The sequence below is a fragment of the Pectobacterium zantedeschiae genome (assembly GCF_004137795.1).
In the GTDB taxonomy this organism is placed as follows: Bacteria; Pseudomonadota; Gammaproteobacteria; order Enterobacterales; family Enterobacteriaceae; genus Pectobacterium; species Pectobacterium zantedeschiae.
Map to the genome: position 1 here is coordinate 220,861 of NZ_NWTM01000003.1, position 18,839 is coordinate 239,699.

15 protein-coding genes are annotated in these 18,839 nt (G+C 52.1%); 9 read left to right on the top strand and 6 right to left on the bottom strand.

Annotation, left to right across the window (positions count from 1 at the left end; genetic code table 11):
* Positions 1-16 precede the first annotated feature (16 nt).
* Positions 17-1,204 carry a mannonate dehydratase gene (uxuA, locus tag CLR69_RS18265; protein WP_129707519.1) on the top strand — a complete coding sequence of 396 codons (1,188 nt, stop codon included), beginning with the start codon at positions 17-19 and terminating at the stop codon, positions 1,202-1,204.
* A 223-nt stretch (positions 1,205-1,427) separates the two neighbouring features.
* Entirely contained in the window at positions 1,428-2,618 is a 1,191-nt protein-coding gene (locus CLR69_RS18270; RefSeq protein WP_129712927.1) for an MFS transporter, read from the top strand.
* A gap of 67 nt (positions 2,619-2,685) precedes the next feature.
* Here CLR69_RS18270 and CLR69_RS18275 read toward each other — a convergent pair whose 3' ends face one another.
* Positions 2,686-4,245: an MFS transporter gene (locus CLR69_RS18275; protein WP_129712926.1), complete on the bottom strand. Its 1,560-nt coding sequence runs from the start codon at positions 4,243-4,245 to the stop codon at positions 2,686-2,688.
* Positions 4,246-4,352: 107 nt separating this feature from the next.
* Here CLR69_RS18275 and CLR69_RS18280 point away from each other — a divergent pair, with 107 nt between their 5' ends.
* A complete protein-coding gene (locus tag CLR69_RS18280) occupies positions 4,353-5,306 on the top strand; it encodes a LysR family transcriptional regulator (RefSeq protein WP_242451658.1) in 954 nt (317 codons plus the stop codon).
* Between the two features lie 319 nt (positions 5,307-5,625).
* Here the strand turns inward: CLR69_RS18280 and gyrB are convergent, their stop codons facing one another.
* From gyrB to dnaA, 4 genes are read right to left on the bottom strand one after another with little or no spacing between them, the layout of a single operon-like run.
* Positions 5,626-8,043 (bottom strand): DNA topoisomerase (ATP-hydrolyzing) subunit B, encoded by a 2,418-nt coding sequence (gyrB, locus tag CLR69_RS18285; protein WP_129712925.1) that lies wholly within the window; start codon positions 8,041-8,043, stop codon positions 5,626-5,628.
* An 18-nt stretch (positions 8,044-8,061) separates the two neighbouring features.
* The gene (gene recF / locus CLR69_RS18290; protein ID WP_129707527.1) at positions 8,062-9,147 is read right to left on the bottom strand and encodes a DNA replication/repair protein RecF; all 1,086 of its coding nucleotides are present in this window, start codon (positions 9,145-9,147) and stop codon (positions 8,062-8,064) included.
* A gap of 49 nt (positions 9,148-9,196) precedes the next feature.
* The gene (gene dnaN, locus CLR69_RS18295; RefSeq protein ID WP_129707529.1) at positions 9,197-10,297 is read right to left on the bottom strand and encodes a DNA polymerase III subunit beta; all 1,101 of its coding nucleotides are present in this window, start codon (positions 10,295-10,297) and stop codon (positions 9,197-9,199) included.
* A 4-nt stretch (positions 10,298-10,301) separates the two neighbouring features.
* Positions 10,302-11,699, bottom strand: coding sequence for a chromosomal replication initiator protein DnaA (gene dnaA / locus CLR69_RS18300; protein ID WP_129707531.1), 1,398 nt, complete (start codon positions 11,697-11,699; stop codon positions 10,302-10,304).
* Positions 11,700-12,372: 673 nt separating this feature from the next.
* Here dnaA and rpmH point away from each other — a divergent pair.
* The 6 genes from rpmH to CLR69_RS18330 all read left to right on the top strand — a co-directional run bounded on the left by rpmH (position 12,373) and on the right by CLR69_RS18330 (position 17,870).
* Positions 12,373-12,513, top strand: a complete 141-nt coding sequence (gene rpmH / locus CLR69_RS18305) for a 50S ribosomal protein L34 (RefSeq protein WP_005976668.1) — start codon at positions 12,373-12,375, stop codon at positions 12,511-12,513.
* A gap of 18 nt (positions 12,514-12,531) precedes the next feature.
* Positions 12,532-12,891: a ribonuclease P protein component gene (gene rnpA / locus CLR69_RS18310; RefSeq protein WP_071822913.1), complete on the top strand. Its 360-nt coding sequence runs from the start codon at positions 12,532-12,534 to the stop codon at positions 12,889-12,891.
* Positions 12,855-13,112, top strand: a complete 258-nt coding sequence (yidD, locus tag CLR69_RS18315) for a membrane protein insertion efficiency factor YidD (RefSeq protein WP_129707533.1) — start codon at positions 12,855-12,857, stop codon at positions 13,110-13,112. Before rnpA ends, yidD begins: the two co-directional genes overlap by 37 nt.
* 2 nt (positions 13,113-13,114) lie before the next feature.
* Positions 13,115-14,746: a membrane protein insertase YidC gene (gene yidC, locus CLR69_RS18320; RefSeq protein WP_129712924.1), complete on the top strand. Its 1,632-nt coding sequence runs from the start codon at positions 13,115-13,117 to the stop codon at positions 14,744-14,746.
* Positions 14,747-14,875: 129 nt separating this feature from the next.
* Positions 14,876-16,240, top strand: a complete 1,365-nt coding sequence (gene mnmE, locus CLR69_RS18325; protein WP_129712923.1) for a tRNA uridine-5-carboxymethylaminomethyl(34) synthesis GTPase MnmE — start codon at positions 14,876-14,878, stop codon at positions 16,238-16,240.
* A 472-nt stretch (positions 16,241-16,712) separates the two neighbouring features.
* On the top strand, positions 16,713-17,870 hold the full coding sequence (locus tag CLR69_RS18330) for an acyltransferase family protein (RefSeq protein WP_129712922.1): 1,158 nt from the start codon (positions 16,713-16,715) through the stop codon (positions 17,868-17,870).
* Positions 17,871-17,955: 85 nt separating this feature from the next.
* Here CLR69_RS18330 and CLR69_RS18335 read toward each other — a convergent pair whose 3' ends face one another.
* Positions 17,956-18,807 carry an SDR family oxidoreductase gene (locus CLR69_RS18335; protein ID WP_129712921.1) on the bottom strand — a complete coding sequence of 284 codons (852 nt, stop codon included), beginning with the start codon at positions 18,805-18,807 and terminating at the stop codon, positions 17,956-17,958.
* Positions 18,808-18,839: the final 32 nt, after the last annotated feature.

The window sequence follows — 18,839 nt, forward strand, 5'->3', positions numbered from 1 at the left end:
AGCAAGGAGTAACATTATGGAACATACATGGCGCTGGTACGGCCCTAACGACCCCGTATCATTAGACGATGCGCGTCAGGCGGGAGCGACGGGTATCGTCACCGCACTGCATCATATTCCGAATGGCGAAGTATGGCCCGTTGAGGAGATCAAACAACGTCAGGCACTGCTGGCAGAAAAAGGCTTAGTCTGGTCTGTGGTTGAGAGCATTCCCGTACATGAAGAGATCAAAACGCATACGGGCCGCTATCAGGAATACATTGCTAACTACCAGCAATCACTACGTAATCTCGGTACCTGCGGTATTGATACCGTCTGCTATAACTTCATGCCGATACTGGATTGGACGCGTACCGATCTGGCCTACCCGATGCCGGATGGTTCTCGCGCTTTGCGGTTCGATCACATTGCATTTGCCGCATTCGAGCTGCATATCCTCAAGCGCCCCGGCGCAGAACAAGACTACAACGACGATGAGCGTGCTCAGGCTAGCGCCTATTTTGCAGCAATGAGCCAGCAAGATATCGACACACTGACGCGTAATATTATTGCGGGTCTGCCCGGTGCAGAAGAAGGCTATACGCTCGATCAATTTCAGGCTCAGTTAGATCGCTACAAAGGCATCGATCACCAGCGTCTGCGGGAAAATATGGCATATTTCCTCAAAGCCATCGTTCATGTTGCCGAAGAAGTCGGTATTGTGCTGGCGGTACACCCAGACGATCCACCGCGCCCCATTTTAGGGCTACCGCGTATTGTCTCAACAATTGAAGATATGCAGTGGCTGAAAGAAACCGTCGATAGTATCCACAATGGTTTTACGCTGTGTACCGGTTCATTCGGCGTACGTGCTGATAACGATCTGGTGAAAATGACGGAAACCTACGCTGACCGAATTCACTTCATGCATCTGCGAGCCACTAAACGTGAAGTGAATCCGAATAGTTTCCATGAAGCCGATCATCTGGATGGCGATGTCGACATGGTCGGCGTGGTGAAAGCGGTACTTACTGAGGAACAGAAACGCCGCCATCAGGGGAATTTACGTGCCATTCCGATGCGCCCCGACCACGGTCACCAAATGCTTGACGATCTGAAGAAAAAGACCAATCCAGGCTATTCAGCCATTGGCCGTCTTCGCGGCCTTGCTGAAGTACGTGGTGTTGAAGTGGCGCTGAAGAAAACATTTTTCACACAAGACTAACGATTAACGTCGTTCAATTAGCCGGTCTCTGACTCTCCATGAGATCGGCTTTCTCTCCGCCACTTGCCCCCTATCATCTCGTCAAATCGCTTGTCTCATTTCCCTAATCTAACGAGTATAAGTAGTATGCTAACCTTATGATCTCTTTGCCAGGGAGTGCCCCTCCGTTCCTGCGCTAGCTCTCACGATAATAAAACCGATAGACCTGTAAGCGACCAAAAATATGAAACTCATAAAATTACCGCTACTGGCGCAAATCTCATCCGCCCATCTGGTGAGTCACTTCCATATGATGGTGCTGCCTGCACTCATTCCACTGCTGTCAGCCCAGCGCGATATCAGCTTTGTCGAACTCGGGTTTGCACTCAGCGTATTCAACATTGTCTCCGCCTGTGTGCAGACGCCGATTGGTTTTATAGTGGACCGCATTGGTGCACGTCGCACGTTAACCGCAGGAATCACGCTCGGAAGCCTCTGTTTTCTTTCACTCGGTTTTTCAGGCAGCTACGTCTGGCTGATCGCCGTAATGGGTTTGGCTGGTGTGGCGAACGCGGTTTACCATCCGGCAGATTACGCTTTACTGTCGCGCGGAATTGATGAAAAACGCATGGGTCGCGCGTTCTCGGTACATACGTTCTCCGGCTTTCTGGGCACGGCCATTGCCCCCGGAATTTTGCTGTCCGTTGCCGCCTTTTCCGGTATCAACAGCGCATTCATCGTTTCCGGCATCATCGGCTTACTGACGATCCCACTGCTTCTGACAGATCGCGATGAACCCCGCCGGGCGCAACCCGCAGCGGCAACAAACACCCAACCAGGCATATCCCGTGCGCCTGTTTTCACACTGCCAATTCTGGCGCTGTTGATTTTGTTCCTGTTGCTCAATTTAAGTACGGGTTCAATCCAGAACTTCTCGGTGACGGCATTGGTAACGGGCTACGACTTGTCGCTTTCACAGGCTAACGTGGCACTCACCGCGTTTCTGTTCGCCAGCGCCTTTGGCGTACTGGCTGGCGGTTCACTGGCGGATAAAACTAAACGGCACGGACTGGTCGCGACAGCGGCGTTGGCCGTCACTGCCATACTGGTCAGCATCGTCGCCATGTATTCTTTACCCACCATCGTGCTAGTGCCGTTGTTGGCTGCCGCTGGTTTCCTCTCCGGTATGATCGCACCGTCTCGGGATATGTTAGTGCGCGCCGCCTCACCACCGGGTGCCGAAGGGCGAGTGTTTGGTATTGTTTCCACTGGCTTTAATCTGGGTGGTGCTGCGGGACCAGTGCTGTTCGGCTGGCTGCTGGATCACGGCCACCCTCACGCGATTTTCTGGTCTGCCGTCATCTTTATGCTAATCACCGCTTTCATCACGCTGCTACAGGAAATGCGCAGCGCCAAACGGCGTGCATTGGCCTGATAAAAAGCAAAAAGAAATGCGGATGACTACGTTATTTTTTCAATAGGTTAACTGAGTTAGTGACTCACTACTTACCACCGGATCTCGAGGTTTCGTCCGGTGCATCGGCCGATTTTCGCAGCGTCAAGATGCAGATCACCGCTGTCAGGATAGAGAGGAGCGCCAGCACACCGAAGATGCTGTGAAAAGCCGAAGTGTAGGCACGATGCGCAAGCTCAATGATCACGTCGTCCGTGGCGCTGGCTGTCGTTGCAGACGAACCATGCCCGGAACGAGTTCCGATCTGACTGGCAATCATCGTGGCGTTTTGCGGCAACGATAGCGAATTGGCATCTGCCGCAGTGCGCAAGTTCGTAGCCGTCAAGCCGACCAACGCAGCGCCTATAGCCGCAATAGCAATCGCCTCCCCAGCCACCCGCATGGTGGTGAAGATACCGGCAGCCATTCCTGCACGCTCCTTGGGAACAACACTGACTGACAAGGCATCCATCAACCCCCACGGTAGGCCATTGCCGACGCCGATCAGTAACATGGGAATCGCCATCATCCACAAGCTTCCGCCAGGAGATATGTCCATCAACAGCCAGGCACCGAGAGCTGAAATGAGAAAGCCGATGCCCGACAGCAGGCCCGGAGAGACGTATCGGGCCATCCTCCCCGCCAACAGCGGCACCACCAGCATCGGTGCCGTTAGCGGCAGGATAGCAAGGCCAGCAGTGAACGCATCGCGCTCTTGGATCACGATGAACCAAATCGGCACATAGACAATCAAGGCGATAAAGCTGAAGCCCGTCGCTACTGGTAGCAACTGCACGCCGATGAAACGCGGGTAGCGGAACAGGGAAAGTTCAAGCATGGGACGTGTACGCCGCAGCTCCACGGCGACGAATATTCCCAGTAGCAGAGCAGCACCGCCCAACATCGACAGAACCTTCAGGCTCGCCCAGCCGTCTTGCGGCCCGAACACAATGCCGAATGTCAGCAACACCAATGCGGTCGTAAAGGACACGGAGCCCGGCCAGTCAATACCTTGTGCATCGGGGTCGTAGGATTCCTTGATCCGCTTCGTACCCAGTAACAGGATCAAGGCCGCTATCAATGCGATGGCGAAGTAGAGCGAGCGCCAACCTAAGTGCTCGATCAGGAAACCGGACGCCATCGGTCCGAACGCAAGACCCACACCAAACGCGGTTCCCAGGAAGCTAAAAGCCCGAGTACGCTCTGCGCCCTCGAACTCCTGAGCCAGCAGCGAGGTGGCTGAGGTTAGTACCAAGGCGCCACCGATGCCTTCGGCGGCGCGCAGCAGATTTAGCAGTAGTAAGGTCGGGGTCAGACCGATCAGAACTGAGGTGATGATGAAAACCCAAAGCCCTGCCACGAAGCAACGCTTGCGGCCGATCTGGTCACCGATGGCTCCCGCGGCCATAACGCAACCGCCGAATGAGATGGCGTACGCATTCACGATCCAACTCAAGGTGGACTGATCCCCGCCTAAATCGCGCCCGACCGCCAGCGTGGATATCGCCGGGCCAGTGAACACCAGCGGAATGATGACCGCAGAGATGCAGATCGCCACCAATACCTTAAATCTGTCACCCGTCGCGACCGACGTATGTGTCTTGCTCATTTCAGCTCCAACATACCCTTCCGTCCGCGCCGGATGCGCATGGAACCGAGGGCTAGATGATTGCCCACAGCTTAATTACTTCACCATAAAATGATAATATTGGTTAAATGCAAATAACTGATGCAAATAATACAGAGATGAACGGCACCGATTTCGAGCAGATCACAGCTTTTCTGGCCGCGGTCGAACATGGCGGATTCACCGCCGCGGGCCTGGCGCTGGCGCGTGATGGCTCCATTATCTCTCGACGCGTCACGGCACTAGAAAAGCGCCTAGGTGTACGCCTTATGGAGCGCACCACACGAAGGCTGGCGTTGACGGAAGCTGGTGAGGCCTTCCATCAGCGTATGCTGGTCGCTTTGCGCACCTTGCAGGAAATCGAGCAGGACACCGCAGCAGCTGCGGTCGGCGTGCGCGGCACGCTGCGTATCGCCTTGCCCGCGACCTTCGGCCGCATGTGGGTTGCACCGATCCTTCCAGCCTTCCTGGCGGCCTATCCTGAGTTGATCGTGGAAACGGCCTTTGAAGATCGCTACGTCGATCTGGTGGCTGAGTCATTTGATGTAGCAGTCCGCATCGGAACATTGGCCGATAGCAGACTGGTGGCACGCAGGCTCGCGCCATCGCAGCGCATGCTCTGTGCATCTCCCGCGTATCTACAAACACACGGTACTCCTTCTCGCCCAGCCGATCTTGCCGGGCACGCCTGTCTGGGATTCTGCCGTCTGGCATCGCACCCGCTTTGGCACCTGCGCGATGGTGACAAGGCTACGGCAATTCGGATCGCTGGCCCTCTGGTCACCGACGATGCGCAGAGCCTTGTACAAGCGGCCGTTTCAGGTACGGGCATTGCAATGGTATCTGACTGGCTTGCAGGGCCGGAGCTAAATAGTGGTCGGCTAGTGCTGGTGCTGCCCGATCATCCCGTGGAGAGCAACGAGACCGTTTACCTTGTGCATCCATCCGCACGATTGGTTCCTGCCAAGACACGGGCATTCGCCGACTGGATTGTGGGGGCGCTGGGTATGAGTCCGTGGCTGAGCAAGGGGTCAGCCGACTGAAAACCCGTTGGATCACCCAACCTCCCCAACTACCCGCAGCAGCAGCAGCAGGCTTGGTGAGCTTGATTTTTGCCATGATGACTCTGGAAAGACCCGGTTCTCTGGAACCTTCCAGAGGCTAGCAGAGGGGAAGTCGGGTCAAGTGTCGGAAAGCATGGGCATCGATTGAAATAACATAACCTATTGATAAAAAACCGCACCTAGTCTTGGCGTAGTCCAGAAAAGTGCGGTACAGGTGTCATTCAGGACGGCTCAGGTGAAATAAAAAAGCCAGCTCCGCAGGGAGCTGGCTCAGATAACGATAACACTGTAGACCGAATCAGATATCGATGTTCATCGCCTTCAGGGCGTTCTCTTCGATAAACGCACGACGCGGTTCAACCGCATCCCCCATCAGGGTAGTGAACAGCTCATCGGCAGCAATGGCGTCCTTAACTGTCACGCGCAGCATACGGCGGCTGGTCGGATCCATCGTGGTTTCCCACAGCTGATCCGGGTTCATTTCGCCCAGGCCTTTATAACGCTGCACGGTCAGACCGCGGCGAGACTCTTTCACCAGCCATTCCAGCGCCTGCTCAAAGCTGGCAACTGGCTGACGGCGTTCACCGCGTTCAATGTACGCATCTTCTTCAATCAAGCCGCGCAATTTTTCGCCCAGCAGGTTCAGCTTGCGATATTCACCACCCGCCACAAAGCCCGCGCCCAGCGGGTAATCGGTATCCACACCGTGCGTACGCACGCGCAGTGCCGGTTCAAACACGCCACGCTCTTCATCGTGGTGAATCACAAAGCTGTACGTGCTGCCGTGCAATTCGCTTTCGTTCAGGCTGCTAACCAGTGACTCCGCCCACACCTGCACTTTTTCACGTTCGCTCAAATCAGCTTCGGACAACGTAGGCTGATAGATCAGACGATTCAACAACGCACGCGGGAAGCGACGTTCCATACGGCCAATCAGCTTTTGTACAGAGTAGTGTTCAGAAACCAGCTTCTCTAGCGGTTCACCCGCCAGCGCTGGTGCCTGTGCATTGGTGTGCAGCGTCGCGCCGTCCAGTGCCAGCATAATCTGGTACTGATCCATCGCTTCGTCATCTTTGATGTACTGTTCCTGCTTGCCTTTTTTCACCTTGTACAGCGGCGGCTGCGCGATATAAACGTGGCCACGCTCAACAATTTCAGGCAGTTGACGGTAGAAGAAGGTCAACAGCAGGGTACGGATGTGCGAACCATCGACGTCAGCATCGGTCATGATGATGATGTTGTGATAGCGCAGTTTGTCTGGGTTGTACTCATCACGGCCAATGCCGCAGCCCAGCGCAGTGATCAACGTCGCCACTTCCTGCGAAGAAAGCATCTTGTCAAAACGCGCCTTCTCAACGTTCAGGATTTTACCCTTCAGCGGCAGAATCGCCTGGTTCTTACGGTTACGCCCCTGCTTAGCAGAACCGCCCGCTGAGTCCCCTTCCACCAGATACAGTTCAGACAGCGCAGGGTCACGTTCCTGACAGTCCGCCAGTTTACCCGGCAAACCAGCCAGATCGAGCGCACCTTTACGACGCGTCATATCACGCGCTTTACGCGCCGCTTCACGGGCACGTGCAGCATCAATAATTTTACCGACCACGATTTTGGCGTCTGACGGATTCTCCATCAGGTAATCCACCAGCTTTTCGTTCATCAGCGATTCGACGGCGGTTTTTACTTCGGAAGAAACCAGCTTGTCTTTGGTCTGTGAAGAGAATTTCGGATCGGGCACTTTCACGGACACCACGGCAATCAGCCCTTCACGCGCATCGTCACCGGTAGCGCTGACTTTGGCTTTCTTGCTGTAGCCTTCTTTATCCATGTAGGTATTCAGCGTACGGGTCATCGCGGCGCGGAAGCCAGCCAAGTGCGTACCACCGTCACGCTGCGGAATGTTGTTGGTAAAGCAGTAAATGTTTTCCTGGAAACCATCGTTCCACTGCAACGCCACTTCTACGCCGATATCATCTTTCATCGTTGAAAAATAAAACACGTTCGGGTGGATTGGCGTCTTGTTACGGTTCAGGTAATCAACAAATGCTTTGATGCCGCCATCATAATGGTAATGATCGGCTTTATCTTTCTCACGCTCGTCAATCAGGCGAATAGAAACACCAGAGTTCAGAAACGACAGCTCGCGCAGACGCTTGGCCAGAATTTCATACTCGAACTCCACCACATTGGTGAACGTCTCGTGGCTCGGCCAGAAACGCACCGTCGTACCGGTTCTGTTGGTTTCACCCGTGACAGCCAGCGGTGCTTGCGCCACACCGTGTTTATAGGTCTGCTCGTGAAGTTTTCCGTCGCGGTGAATAACCAGCTTCAGTTTTTCCGACAGGGCATTAACCACGGAAACCCCTACGCCGTGCAGGCCGCCGGAGACTTTATACGAGTTATCATCAAACTTGCCGCCCGCATGCAGTACGGTCATGATGACTTCAGCAGCGGAGATCCCTTCTTCTTCATGAATGCCGGTTGGAATACCACGGCCATCATCCTGCACCGACACCGAGTTATCGGCATGGATGGTGATGATAATGTCTTTACAATAGCCAGCGAGTGCTTCGTCGATAGCGTTGTCCACAACCTCGAATACCATGTGATGCAGGCCGGTACCGTCGTCCGTATCGCCGATATACATACCTGGGCGTTTACGTACCGCATCCAGCCCTTTCAATACCTTGATACTTGAGGAGTCATAAGAATTCGACATCAACGTTTCTCGCTCATTTTAGTCCTGTGATTGAACCGTTATTTTACCCTGTTCTACGCGGAACATCTTGCCCTTTTCACCAATCATGTCCTCTATCTGTTCAGCGCTAACCGCACTGACAAACACCTGTGCATGAGTGGCTTTTAACCGTTCTGCCAGCAAACGGCGGCGGGTACTATCCAGTTCGGAAGCAAAATCATCGATCAGATACAGACAGCGCAGTCCATTCTGACGGGTGAGGAATTCACCCTGAGCCAGCCTCAGCGCACACATCAGCAGCTTGAGCTGTCCCCGGGACAGCATATCCTCGACGGCCACGCCGCTGGCGCGGATGCGGAAGTCGGCTTTATGCGGCCCCAGCGCCGTATAACCTAACATACGGTCGCGTTCGAACTGCCGTTCCAGCAGTTCTGCATACTCACTTTCTTTATCCCAGCCGCGCTGGAAAGAGAAACTGAGAGAAAATTCTGGCAAAAATTGCGTACAGGTCGCGGAGATATCACTGGCAATCGCCGCGCTGTATTGCGCACGCCACTCGCTGATACGTTCCGCTAGCGGCACCAATTCCTGATCCCAGGCTCTGAGCTGCCCATAATGACTCACCTGACGTAGCGCCGCATTTCGCTGGCGCAGCAGGCGTTTCATGTTGCTCCAGGCTGCGAAAAAGCCGGGTTCATTATGGAAACAGCCCCAGTCGAGAAAGGCGCGCCGAAATTTCGGACCGCCATTGAGTAAGGTAAACCCTTCAGGTGTGATCAACTGTATTGGCAGCAATTGTGCCAGTTCAGCGACTTTATGACCGTCGCTGCCGTCAATTCGCACCTTGCTATCGCCCTGACGGTTTTTGCTTAACCCGACGGAACGCTCTGTTTCTGTGCCATCAATCCGACCATGCAGCACAAATTCCGGCTGATCGTGACGAATCACGCGCCCCGCCTGAATGCTACGAAACGCGCGCCCGTGCCCCAGCGTATAAATCGCTTCCAGCACGCTGGTTTTACCGCTGCCGTTGGCACCGACCAAAAAATTAAAGCCGGGAACCAATGCCAGATCGGCCGCCTCGATATTACGGAAATCTTTAATGAGAAGACGAGTGAGGGCCATGTTGCAGTTATCTTAATGATGAAAGGGCAAGTAAACTTGCCCGATAATTCTACAACCGCATTGGCATGACGACATAGGCCGCCGCTCGGCTGGCGCTATCTTCAATCTGCACGCTGGAAACGGAATCGGTCAGCAGCAAACGCACACCTTCGCACTTCAGCGCATTAAGCACATCCAGTACGTAGCTGACGTTAAAGCCGATCTCCATTTCGGTGCCGTCGTACTGCACATCCAGAATCTCTTCCGCTTCTTCCTGCTCTGGGTTATTGGCAGTAATTTTAAGCTGATTCTGAATCAGATGCAGACGCACACCGCGGAATTTTTCATTCGACAGAATCGCCGCACGGGAAAAAGCCTGCTTGAGCAAATCACAGCTGGCTTCCAGCGTTTTATCCGGGTTCTTCGGCAATACGCGGCGATAATCAGGGAAACGGCCATCGACCAGTTTCGACGTGAAAATGAAATCACCGACGTGCGCACGAATGTTATTGCTGCCAATTTGCAGTTGCAACGGTGTATCACCGCCATCCAGCAAGCGCACCAATTCCATGACACCTTTACGCGGCACGATCACCGAATGTGATGGTAAAGATTGTCCAACCGGCATTGAGCAGACCGCCAGACGGTGACCATCGGTCGCGACCGTGCGCAGATCTTCGCCTTCGGTTTCAAACAACATACCGTTGAGGTAGTAGCGAACATCCTGATGCGCCATCGAAAACTGCGTCGCTTCGATCAAACGCTTCATCGTCGCCTGTGGCAGAGAAAATTCAACATCGCTCTGCCAGTCGTCGAGGTTCGGGAAATCTGCTGCGGGTAACGTGGACAGCGAGAAGCGGCTGCGGCCAGAACGCACCAGCATGCGATCGCCATCCAGCATAATCGTAATCTCTGCGCCTTCCGGCAGACCCCGGCAAATATCGAACAGTTTACGGGCAGGTACGGTCGTGGCACCCGGCTCATGCGGCTGCGTCAGCGCCACTTTCGCCACCATCTCCATTTCCAGATCGGTACCGGTTAGCGACAACGCGCCTTCCGTCACCTGAATCAGCAGGTTGCCCAGAATCGGTAAAGTCGGTCGGCCACCTAGCGGGCTGCTGACCTGTTGTAATGGCTTTAACAGACGTTCGCGTTCAACAATAAATTTCATAGTGTTATGAAGATAGTGTTCTGATTAAATTGGAAAAATCTTCTTTGATGTCGTGGCTTTCTTCACGCAACTGCTCAATCTTCCGGCAGGCATGCAACACCGTCGTATGGTCACGCCCGCCAAAGGCATCGCCGATTTCCGGCAGGCTGTGATTCGTCAGTTCTTTCGCCAACGCCATCGCCATCTGGCGCGGACGCGCCACCGAGCGGGAACGACGTTTAGACAGCAGATCGGCTACCTTGATTTTATAGTATTCCGCTACAGTCTTTTGAATATTGTCGATAGTAACCAGTTTTTCCTGCAACGCCAGCAGATCGCGCAGCGCCTCACGCACAAAATCAATGGTGATCGAACGGCCAGTAAAATTGGCATTCGCGATAACGCGGTTCAGTGCGCCTTCCAGCTCACGCACGTTAGAACGCAGGCGCTTGGCAATAAAGAATGCGACCTCGCCAGGCAGGCGAATGTCATTTTCATCTGCCTTTTTCATCAGAATCGCCACGCGGGTTTCCAGCTCTGGCGGTTCAATCGCGACCGTTAATCCCCAACCAAAGCGGGATTTAAGGCGATCTTCCACGCCGTTGATCTCTTTCGGGTAGCGGTCAGACGTCAGAATAATTTGTTGATTGCCTTCCAACAGCGCGTTGAAGGTATGAAAGAACTCTTCCTGCGAACGCTCTTTATTGGCAAAGAATTGGATATCATCGATCAGCAACGCATCAACAGAACGGTAGTAGCGTTTGAATTCTTCAATCGCATTGTTCTGCAACGCTTTCACCATATCCTGCACGAAACGCTCGGAGTGCATGTAGACCACTTTCGCGTTAGGTTTACGGGCAATAATCCCGTTTCCCACTGCATGCAGCAAGTGCGTTTTACCCAAACCTGTGCCGCCATAAAGAAACAACGGGTTATACGCGCCACCAGGGTTGTCAGCCACCTGACGTGCCGCCGCGCGCGCTAACTGGTTCGATTTACCTTCCACGAAGTTATCAAACGTATGCTTCGGATTCACATTAGAACGGTAGGTATGCTCTGCCTGTACCGGCGAGTTATCCCAGCTTGGACGTACCGGTGCCGCTCGTACTGGCTGTTGCCGCGCAACGCTGACGGGGTTGTGGTGCGACTGCGCTGGCTGGCTTACGGCCTGAACCAGTGGTTTACTCCCCACTTCAAAACGCAGTAAAGGCGCATCCATCCCGCAAAAATCATTCAGCAGGACATTGATATTATTTAAGTATTTATCACGAACCCAATCGAGCACAAAGCGATTGGGGGCGTAGAGCGCCAGAGTGTTATCACTCAGCTCCGCCTGCAACGGGCGTATCCACATACTGAATTCTGTGGCAGGTAACTCATCCTGCAAACGGGCAAGACACTGCTGCCAAAGCGAAAGTGACACGGCGGACTCCACTCGAACAAGAACGATCAAAAAGAAAAGAATAAGACGTTATTTATGTGACTCATGATTTTTTGGCGCCTGCGTCATCCACGATTGTTTCATTCACAATTCAGACAGCAGACACACCACGTAGCGTGGCGGTTTACCCCGACGATCCCGTCAAAAGGATCGCTAACGGAACCGCGGATCATAACCTAATCCGGCAAAGAGATCTTCCCCTTCTGCACAGTTTCGATCCTTTTTATCCACAGGCTATTCTTATCGCGACTCCTCGCAACACGGCAGAGGAAAGGCTAGCACACATTTCACCCGCCCTATATGAAGAGCGTCCAAGCATACCCTTGGCAACACGATCGTTACGGTGACATCGATCATGATCTTGTGGGACAGATCGTCGGAGGATCCTTGCGCTTTGCAATAGAGTCCGTATAATTCCCTGCCCGCGCGTCTACGCCTTTTCTGTGCTCTGGCAGGCAGAAATTCCAAAAATAATGGGAATGGCTGGCGTGTTAAGTGTGATGTTAATTGACTCAGGACTGTACAATTATTACAATCCTGCCTCTTTCCGTTATATAGCTGTGATATGCGATTGAGGCGTCGGTCATTTTCACGCCGAACAGCCAAACGCGTTTACTGTGAAGTTATAATTTTCCAAGTTTAGGTAGAAATCGCCATGAAACGCACTTTCCAACCGTCCGTATTGAAGCGTAACCGTAGCCATGGTTTCCGTGCTCGTATGGCCACCAAAAATGGTCGTCAAGTTCTGGCCCGCCGTCGTGCGAAAGGCCGTACTCGTCTGTCTGTTTCTAAGTAATAAAAGCTAACCCACCGAGTGGTTAAGCTAGCATTTCCCAGGGAGTTACGTTTGTTAACTCCCCGTCATTTCACTTTCGTCTTCCAGCAACCACAACGGGCTGGCACGCCGCAAATCACCATCCTCGGCCGCCTGAACTCGCTGGGGCATCCCCGCATCGGTCTTACCGTCGCCAAAAAGCATGTAAAACGTGCTCATGAACGCAATCGGATTAAACGCCTGACGCGCGAAAGCTTTCGCCTGCATCAACATTCATTACCTTCGATGGATTTTGTGGTACTGGTGAAAAAAGGGGTGTCTGAACTGGATAACCGCACTCTGACGGAAGCATTGGAAAAACTATGGCGTCGGCACTGTCGTTTGGCTCCCGACTGCTGATCGGGTTGATACGCGGTTATCAACTCTTTATCAGCCCGTTACTCGGACCACATTGCCGGTTCCGGCCAACGTGTTCGCAATACGGTATTGAAGCAATACGCAGGTTCGGCATGATAAAAGGCTGTTGGTTGACGCTTAAACGCGTATTAAAATGCCATCCTTTGAACCCTGGTGGTGATGATCCCGTACCGCCAAAAACCGACAATAACAGAGAACATTAACGATGGATTCGCAACGCAATCTTCTTCTCATCGCTCTGCTATTCGTAACCTTTATGCTTTGGCAGGCTTGGGAAACGGATAAAAATCCGCCAGCAACCACGCAGGCCATACAGCAGGCGACGAACGCAGTGACGGGTGATGCTACCAACCAGGGCGTACCCGCTAGCGGTCAAGGCAAACTGATCACGGTGAAAACCGATGTCCTGTCGCTGACAATCAACACGCGTGGCGGCGACGTCGAGCAAGCGCATCTGTTGGCTTACCCAGATACATTAGGCTCCGATAAGCCTTTCCATCTGCTGGAAACCACATCAGAGTTTGTCTATCAGGCTCAGAGCGGTTTGACCGGCAAAAACGGCCCGGACAACCCGGCTAACGGCCCACGCCCGCTGTTTACCACCACACAAGATAGCTTCGAGCTGGTTGATGGTCAGAGCGAATTGCGCATTCCGATGACGTACACCGCTGCGGACGGCGTGACCTATACCAAAACGTTTGTTCTGAAACGTGGCGACTATGCACTGAACGTTGACTACAGCGTCAATAACACCAGCGCTCAGCCTCTGGAACTCACGCTGTTCGGTCAGTTAAAACAGTCCATCGACTTGCCTAAACACCGCGATACTGGCAGCAGCAACTTTGCACTGCACACTTATCGTGGCGCGGCGTTCTCTTCCAGCGAAGACAAGTACAAAAAGTACAGCTTCAGCGACATGGACGAAGGCCTGAACATCACCACTAACAGTGGCTGGGTGGCGATGCTGCAACAGTACTTCGCAACCGCATGGATCCCGACGACAACCGGCGCGAATACGTTCTTTACCAGTAAGAGCAACGGTCAGGCTGCAATTGGCTTCAAGGCTGCTCCCGTTGTGGTTGCCGCTGGTAGTCAGCAAAATCTGAACGCCACCCTGTGGGTCGGCCCAGAAATTCAGGACAAGATGGCTGCTGTTGCACCGCATCTGGACCTGACAGTAGATTACGGCTGGCTGTGGTTTATTTCTCAGCCGCTGTTTAAGCTGCTGAAATTCCTGCACGGCTTCATCGGCAACTGGGGCTTCTCCATCATCGCCATTACCTTTATCGTGCGTGGTGTGATGTATCCGCTGACGAAAGCGCAATACACCTCTATGGCGAAAATGCGCTTACTGCAACCTAAATTGCAGGCAATGCGTGAGCGTATTGGTGATGACAAACAGCGCATGAGCCAGGAAATGATGGCGCTGTACAAGTCAGAGAAAGTGAACCCGCTGGGCGGCTGCTTCCCGCTGCTGATTCAGATGCCAATCTTCCTGGCGCTGTATTACATGCTGATGGGCTCTGTAGAACTGCGTCACGCACCGTTCGCGCTGTGGATTCATGACCTGTCTGCACAAGACCCGTACTACATCCTGCCGATCCTGATGGGCGTGACGATGTTCTTCATCCAGAAGATGTCACCAACCACCGTGACCGACCCGATGCAGCAGAAGATCATGACTTACATGCCAGTCATCTTTACCGTCTTCTTCTTGTGGTTCCCTTCAGGTCTGGTTATGTACTACATCGTCAGCAACTTGGTAACCATTCTCCAGCAGCAGTTGATCTATCGCGGTCTGGAAAAACGTGGCCTGCATAGCCGCGAGAAAAAATAATCCGGTTGGATAGCTAACCGATAGAAAGAGTAAGGCGGTCAATGACCGCCTTATTTTTTATGAGCTGTTTTATCCCCTAACGATACGTAAAATAGCCTGACAGACAGGCATCAACGCAGAGAGAAGATCATGAGCAATACCGACACCATCGTCGCCCAAGCCACGCCACCGGGACGCGGAGGCGTGGGTATTTTACGCGTTTCAGGACAGGCGGCCGCAGAGGTGGCACATGCCGTTCTGGGTAAGCTTCCCAAGCCTCGTCACGCTGATTATCTGCCGTTTCGTGATACTAACGGCACCACGCTCGATCAAGGCATTGCTCTCTGGTTTCCCGGCCCGAACTCCTTTACCGGTGAAGACGTGCTGGAGCTTCAGGGTCACGGCGGTCCGGTTATTCTGGATTTGCTCCTGCAACGCATTCTGACGCTACCCGACGTGCGCATTGCACGTCCCGGTGAATTCTCTGAACGCGCCTTCCTGAACGACAAACTCGATCTCGCGCAGGCAGAAGCCATCGCCGATCTGATTGACGCCAGCTCGGAACAGGCCGCTCGATCAGCACTGAACTCTCTGCAAGGCGTATTTTCTACTCGTATAAATCAGTTAGTGGAAGCACTTACTCACCTGCGAATCTACGTCGAAGCTGCCATCGACTTCCCGGATGAAGAGATCGACTTTCTCTCCGATGGCAAAATTGAAGCACAGCTAAATGGTGTGATGGCCGATTTGGATGCCGTCCGAGCCGAAGCGCATCAAGGTAGCCTGCTGCGTGAAGGGATGAAGGTCGTGATTGCGGGTCGTCCTAATGCGGGTAAATCTAGCTTACTCAATGTGTTAGCGGGTCGTGAAGCGGCGATTGTAACGGATATCGCGGGAACTACGCGCGACGTATTGCGTGAACACATTCACATTGACGGTATGCCGCTGCATATCATCGACACCGCTGGGCTGCGCGATGCCAGCGATGAAGTCGAACGCATTGGTATTGAGCGAGCCTGGCAGGAAATTGAACAGGCCGATCGCGTGCTGTTCATGGTCGATGGCACCACGACGCAGGCGACTGAGCCTGAGCAAATCTGGCCCGAATTTATGGCACGCCTGCCAAAGACGCTGCCCATTACCGTGGTGCGCAACAAAGCTGACGTGACTGGCGAAACGCTCGGTATAGAAGATGTGAATACTCACTCACTTATCCGTCTTTCCGCCCGCACGGGTGAAGGTGTGGATACGCTGCGCGATCATCTCAAGCAAAGCATGGGGTTCACCAGCAACACGGAAGGCGGTTTTCTGGCACGACGCCGTCATCTGCAAGCACTGGAATTGGCAGCACAGCATCTGATCCAGGGGAAAGAACAGCTAGTGAGCGCCTACGCTGGCGAACTACTGGCAGAAGAACTGCGGCTGGCACAGCAGTCCCTGAGTGAAATCACCGGTGAATTCACTTCTGACGACCTGCTCGGCCGTATCTTCTCGAGCTTCTGTATTGGCAAGTAAGCGTATAACGCTTTAAACAATTGACGGCTCATCGTATGCCGTCAATTGTTCCTCTTTATGCTGCGATCTGCTGGAAATTCATTGTTAAAAATATAGGCTTCTCTCTTCATCATTAATGCCCCACTTTACCTTTCAAATACTTACTCACATGGCTTTACACTGAGTGCTAGAAATAAATAACACGTCTTATGACACTCCTCTATGAACAATCCAAAGGGTTATTACTCAAAAAACCCACCACTGGATCCATGTTGATATTCCATCTATATTTATCATCACCATAAAAATTATTTGTAAAAAATAAAACCCATGTCATTGGTAAATGGGAAGGGATATTCCCCTTCGGAAAACCAATACCTACTCATCTCTTAATAGAACAGAATAAATATTATTACAAAATTCTTGTTATATCGTTTTTTTAACAAAGATACCTCCGATTTTCCGCATGATTTTCAAAATTAAGGTAAAGAGAATGAAAAAAAGACCTCTTCACAACTTACCATCGCTGAACGGAATACGTATTATTGCAGCCATCCTTGTATTTGTTTTTCACACATCGCTTGGGAATATGTTAAACCTGTTCTCAGATAAATCTATCGGTGAAGCCTACTCTTTTATCCTTAGTAAAGCAGGATGGGTCAGTGTGTCGTTCTTTTTTATCCTGAGTGGGTTTGTCATGAACTGGTCATCTCCATCAGTTCGTAACCCGCTTCAGTTCTATAAGAAACGATTCGCAAAGATATACCCTGTAAATATTTTCATTATTATACTGCTTCTTTTTACTGGAATAATCAGCATCGAACGCGTTGATGTCTGGTTACCCAATTTATTTCTGATACAGACATGGATACCGCAAGGCGATATTTATATTGGCGGAAATGTTCCTAGTTGGTTTTTATCCGTCATTGCTTTTCTTTATATTATTTACCCATTCTTACTCAAGCTTGTAAAAAAAATACCAACTGAATATTTATGGATATCCGTAACATTATGCTATCTCGCCTTAATCGTGGTTAATGGTGCAATCTATACATTATTACCCACCGTTCCACTCATTGAAGGTTGGCCTTTTAAGGTGGGAGAAATTCAATGGTGGCTTTCCTATACCTTCCCGCCAACACGTATTTTTGAATTCACCATCGGTATGCTGCTGTCGCGTATTATTCTGGAGGGAAAGTGGATTCCCGTTTCAGTAACAACAAGCGTAATACTCACTGCGGTGACATATTGCATCGATCTCTTCATGCCGTTCCTGCTTAGCTTTAATTTGGTTACTCTCATTCCGCTAACATTACTGATAGGTTCACTCGCGGTGAGCGATCTACAAGAGAAACGTTCGTTTTTGCATGCAAAACCAATACAATTGCTAGGGAATATTTCTTTCGGTTTCTACCTGATCCATTTTCTGGTTCTTCGCGTGTTAAATGCATGGACTGACGGAGCGCAATACCATGCGGTGAACGCCGCACTACTGATAATGTTAGCGGGTGGGATTAGCCTTACCGCAGGCTGGCTGCTTTATAAATTCATTGAACAGCCCGTAGGCAATTTTCTTACTACTAAAACCAGAGAAAATGTTAGCAATTCAGAGCAAGAACTCGCCCAAGATCCTGATAAAAAAGCAAGCTAGTGATTGTGAGCACACACTAACAATAAAAGATAATCGGCCCAGAATGCTCCTTGGGCCGATTGTATTAAGCGTTACTTTTTAAGCTTTATTTCAGCGTCGCTTTCACCACCGCAGATAGCGGCGTTGTTGCACGGCCGATCAGACGGCTCAACTGCTTACCACCATCAAACAAGCCACCTTTGGATGCGCCAACATCTGAGTCCGCAATAATCTGTGCGAAAACATCAGGTAGACCAGCCGAAACCAACGCAGCAGTGAACTCAGCTTCAGACAGATTTTGATAACCGATAGGTTTGCCAGACTGCTTGCTAATCTCAGCCGCCAGCTCTGTCAGCGTGTAAGGTTCGTCACCGGCCAGTTCATAAACCTTTCCAGCTTGCCCTTCCTGCGTTAGTACCGCAACCGCAGCGGCGGCGAAGTCTTCACGGGTTGCAGAAGTAATTTTGCCGTCACCTGCGCTACCAATAAATACGCCGTGTTCCAGCGCAGCAGGAATGCTGCCCGCATAGTTTTCGGTATACCAGCCGTTACGCAGCAGGACGTGCGGTAAACCAGAGTCTTTCAGCAACGCTTCCGTTTGGCGGTGCTCTTCCGCCAGCGCCAGAGGCGATTTATCCGCGTGTAACAAGCTAGTGTACGCGACCAGTTTAACTCCCGCTTTCACCGCCGCTTCAATGACATTACGGTGTTGTGCCGCACGTTGACCCACTTCGCTTGAAGAGATCAACAACACTTTATCAACACCTTGCAGAGCGGAAGCCAGCGCCTCTGGCTGATTGTAATCGCCGGCTTTCACCTGCACGCCTTTTGCAGACAGATCGGCAACTTTATTCACATCTCGCACCAGCGCCACGATGTCGTTCGCCGGAACTTTCTCTAGCAGTTGTGCTATGACTAAACGGCCCAGTTGGCCAGATGCACCAGTAATCGCAATCATCTCAAGCTCCTTTATTAACCGTCTTTTGTTAA

Excerpts from the sequence above, each read along its gene's own strand:
- uxuA (WP_129707519.1), top strand. The coding sequence starts at position 17 with ATGGAACATACATGGCGCTGGTACGGCCCTAACGACCCCGTATCATTA.
- CLR69_RS18270 (WP_129712927.1), top strand. The coding sequence starts at position 1,428 with ATGAAACTCATAAAATTACCGCTACTGGCGCAAATCTCATCCGCCCAT.
- CLR69_RS18275 (WP_129712926.1), bottom strand. The coding sequence starts at position 4,245 with ATGAGCAAGACACATACGTCGGTCGCGACGGGTGACAGATTTAAGGTA.
- CLR69_RS18280 (WP_242451658.1), top strand. The coding sequence starts at position 4,353 with ATGCAAATAACTGATGCAAATAATACAGAGATGAACGGCACCGATTTC.
- gyrB (WP_129712925.1), bottom strand. The coding sequence starts at position 8,043 with ATGTCGAATTCTTATGACTCCTCAAGTATCAAGGTATTGAAAGGGCTG.
- recF (WP_129707527.1), bottom strand. The coding sequence starts at position 9,147 with ATGGCCCTCACTCGTCTTCTCATTAAAGATTTCCGTAATATCGAGGCG.
- dnaN (WP_129707529.1), bottom strand. The coding sequence starts at position 10,297 with ATGAAATTTATTGTTGAACGCGAACGTCTGTTAAAGCCATTACAACAG.
- rpmH (WP_005976668.1), top strand. The coding sequence starts at position 12,373 with ATGAAACGCACTTTCCAACCGTCCGTATTGAAGCGTAACCGTAGCCAT.
- yidD (WP_129707533.1), top strand. The coding sequence starts at position 12,855 with ATGGCGTCGGCACTGTCGTTTGGCTCCCGACTGCTGATCGGGTTGATA.
- yidC (WP_129712924.1), top strand. The coding sequence starts at position 13,115 with ATGGATTCGCAACGCAATCTTCTTCTCATCGCTCTGCTATTCGTAACC.
- mnmE (WP_129712923.1), top strand. The coding sequence starts at position 14,876 with ATGAGCAATACCGACACCATCGTCGCCCAAGCCACGCCACCGGGACGC.
- CLR69_RS18330 (WP_129712922.1), top strand. The coding sequence starts at position 16,713 with ATGAAAAAAAGACCTCTTCACAACTTACCATCGCTGAACGGAATACGT.
- CLR69_RS18335 (WP_129712921.1), bottom strand. The coding sequence starts at position 18,807 with ATGATTGCGATTACTGGTGCATCTGGCCAACTGGGCCGTTTAGTCATA.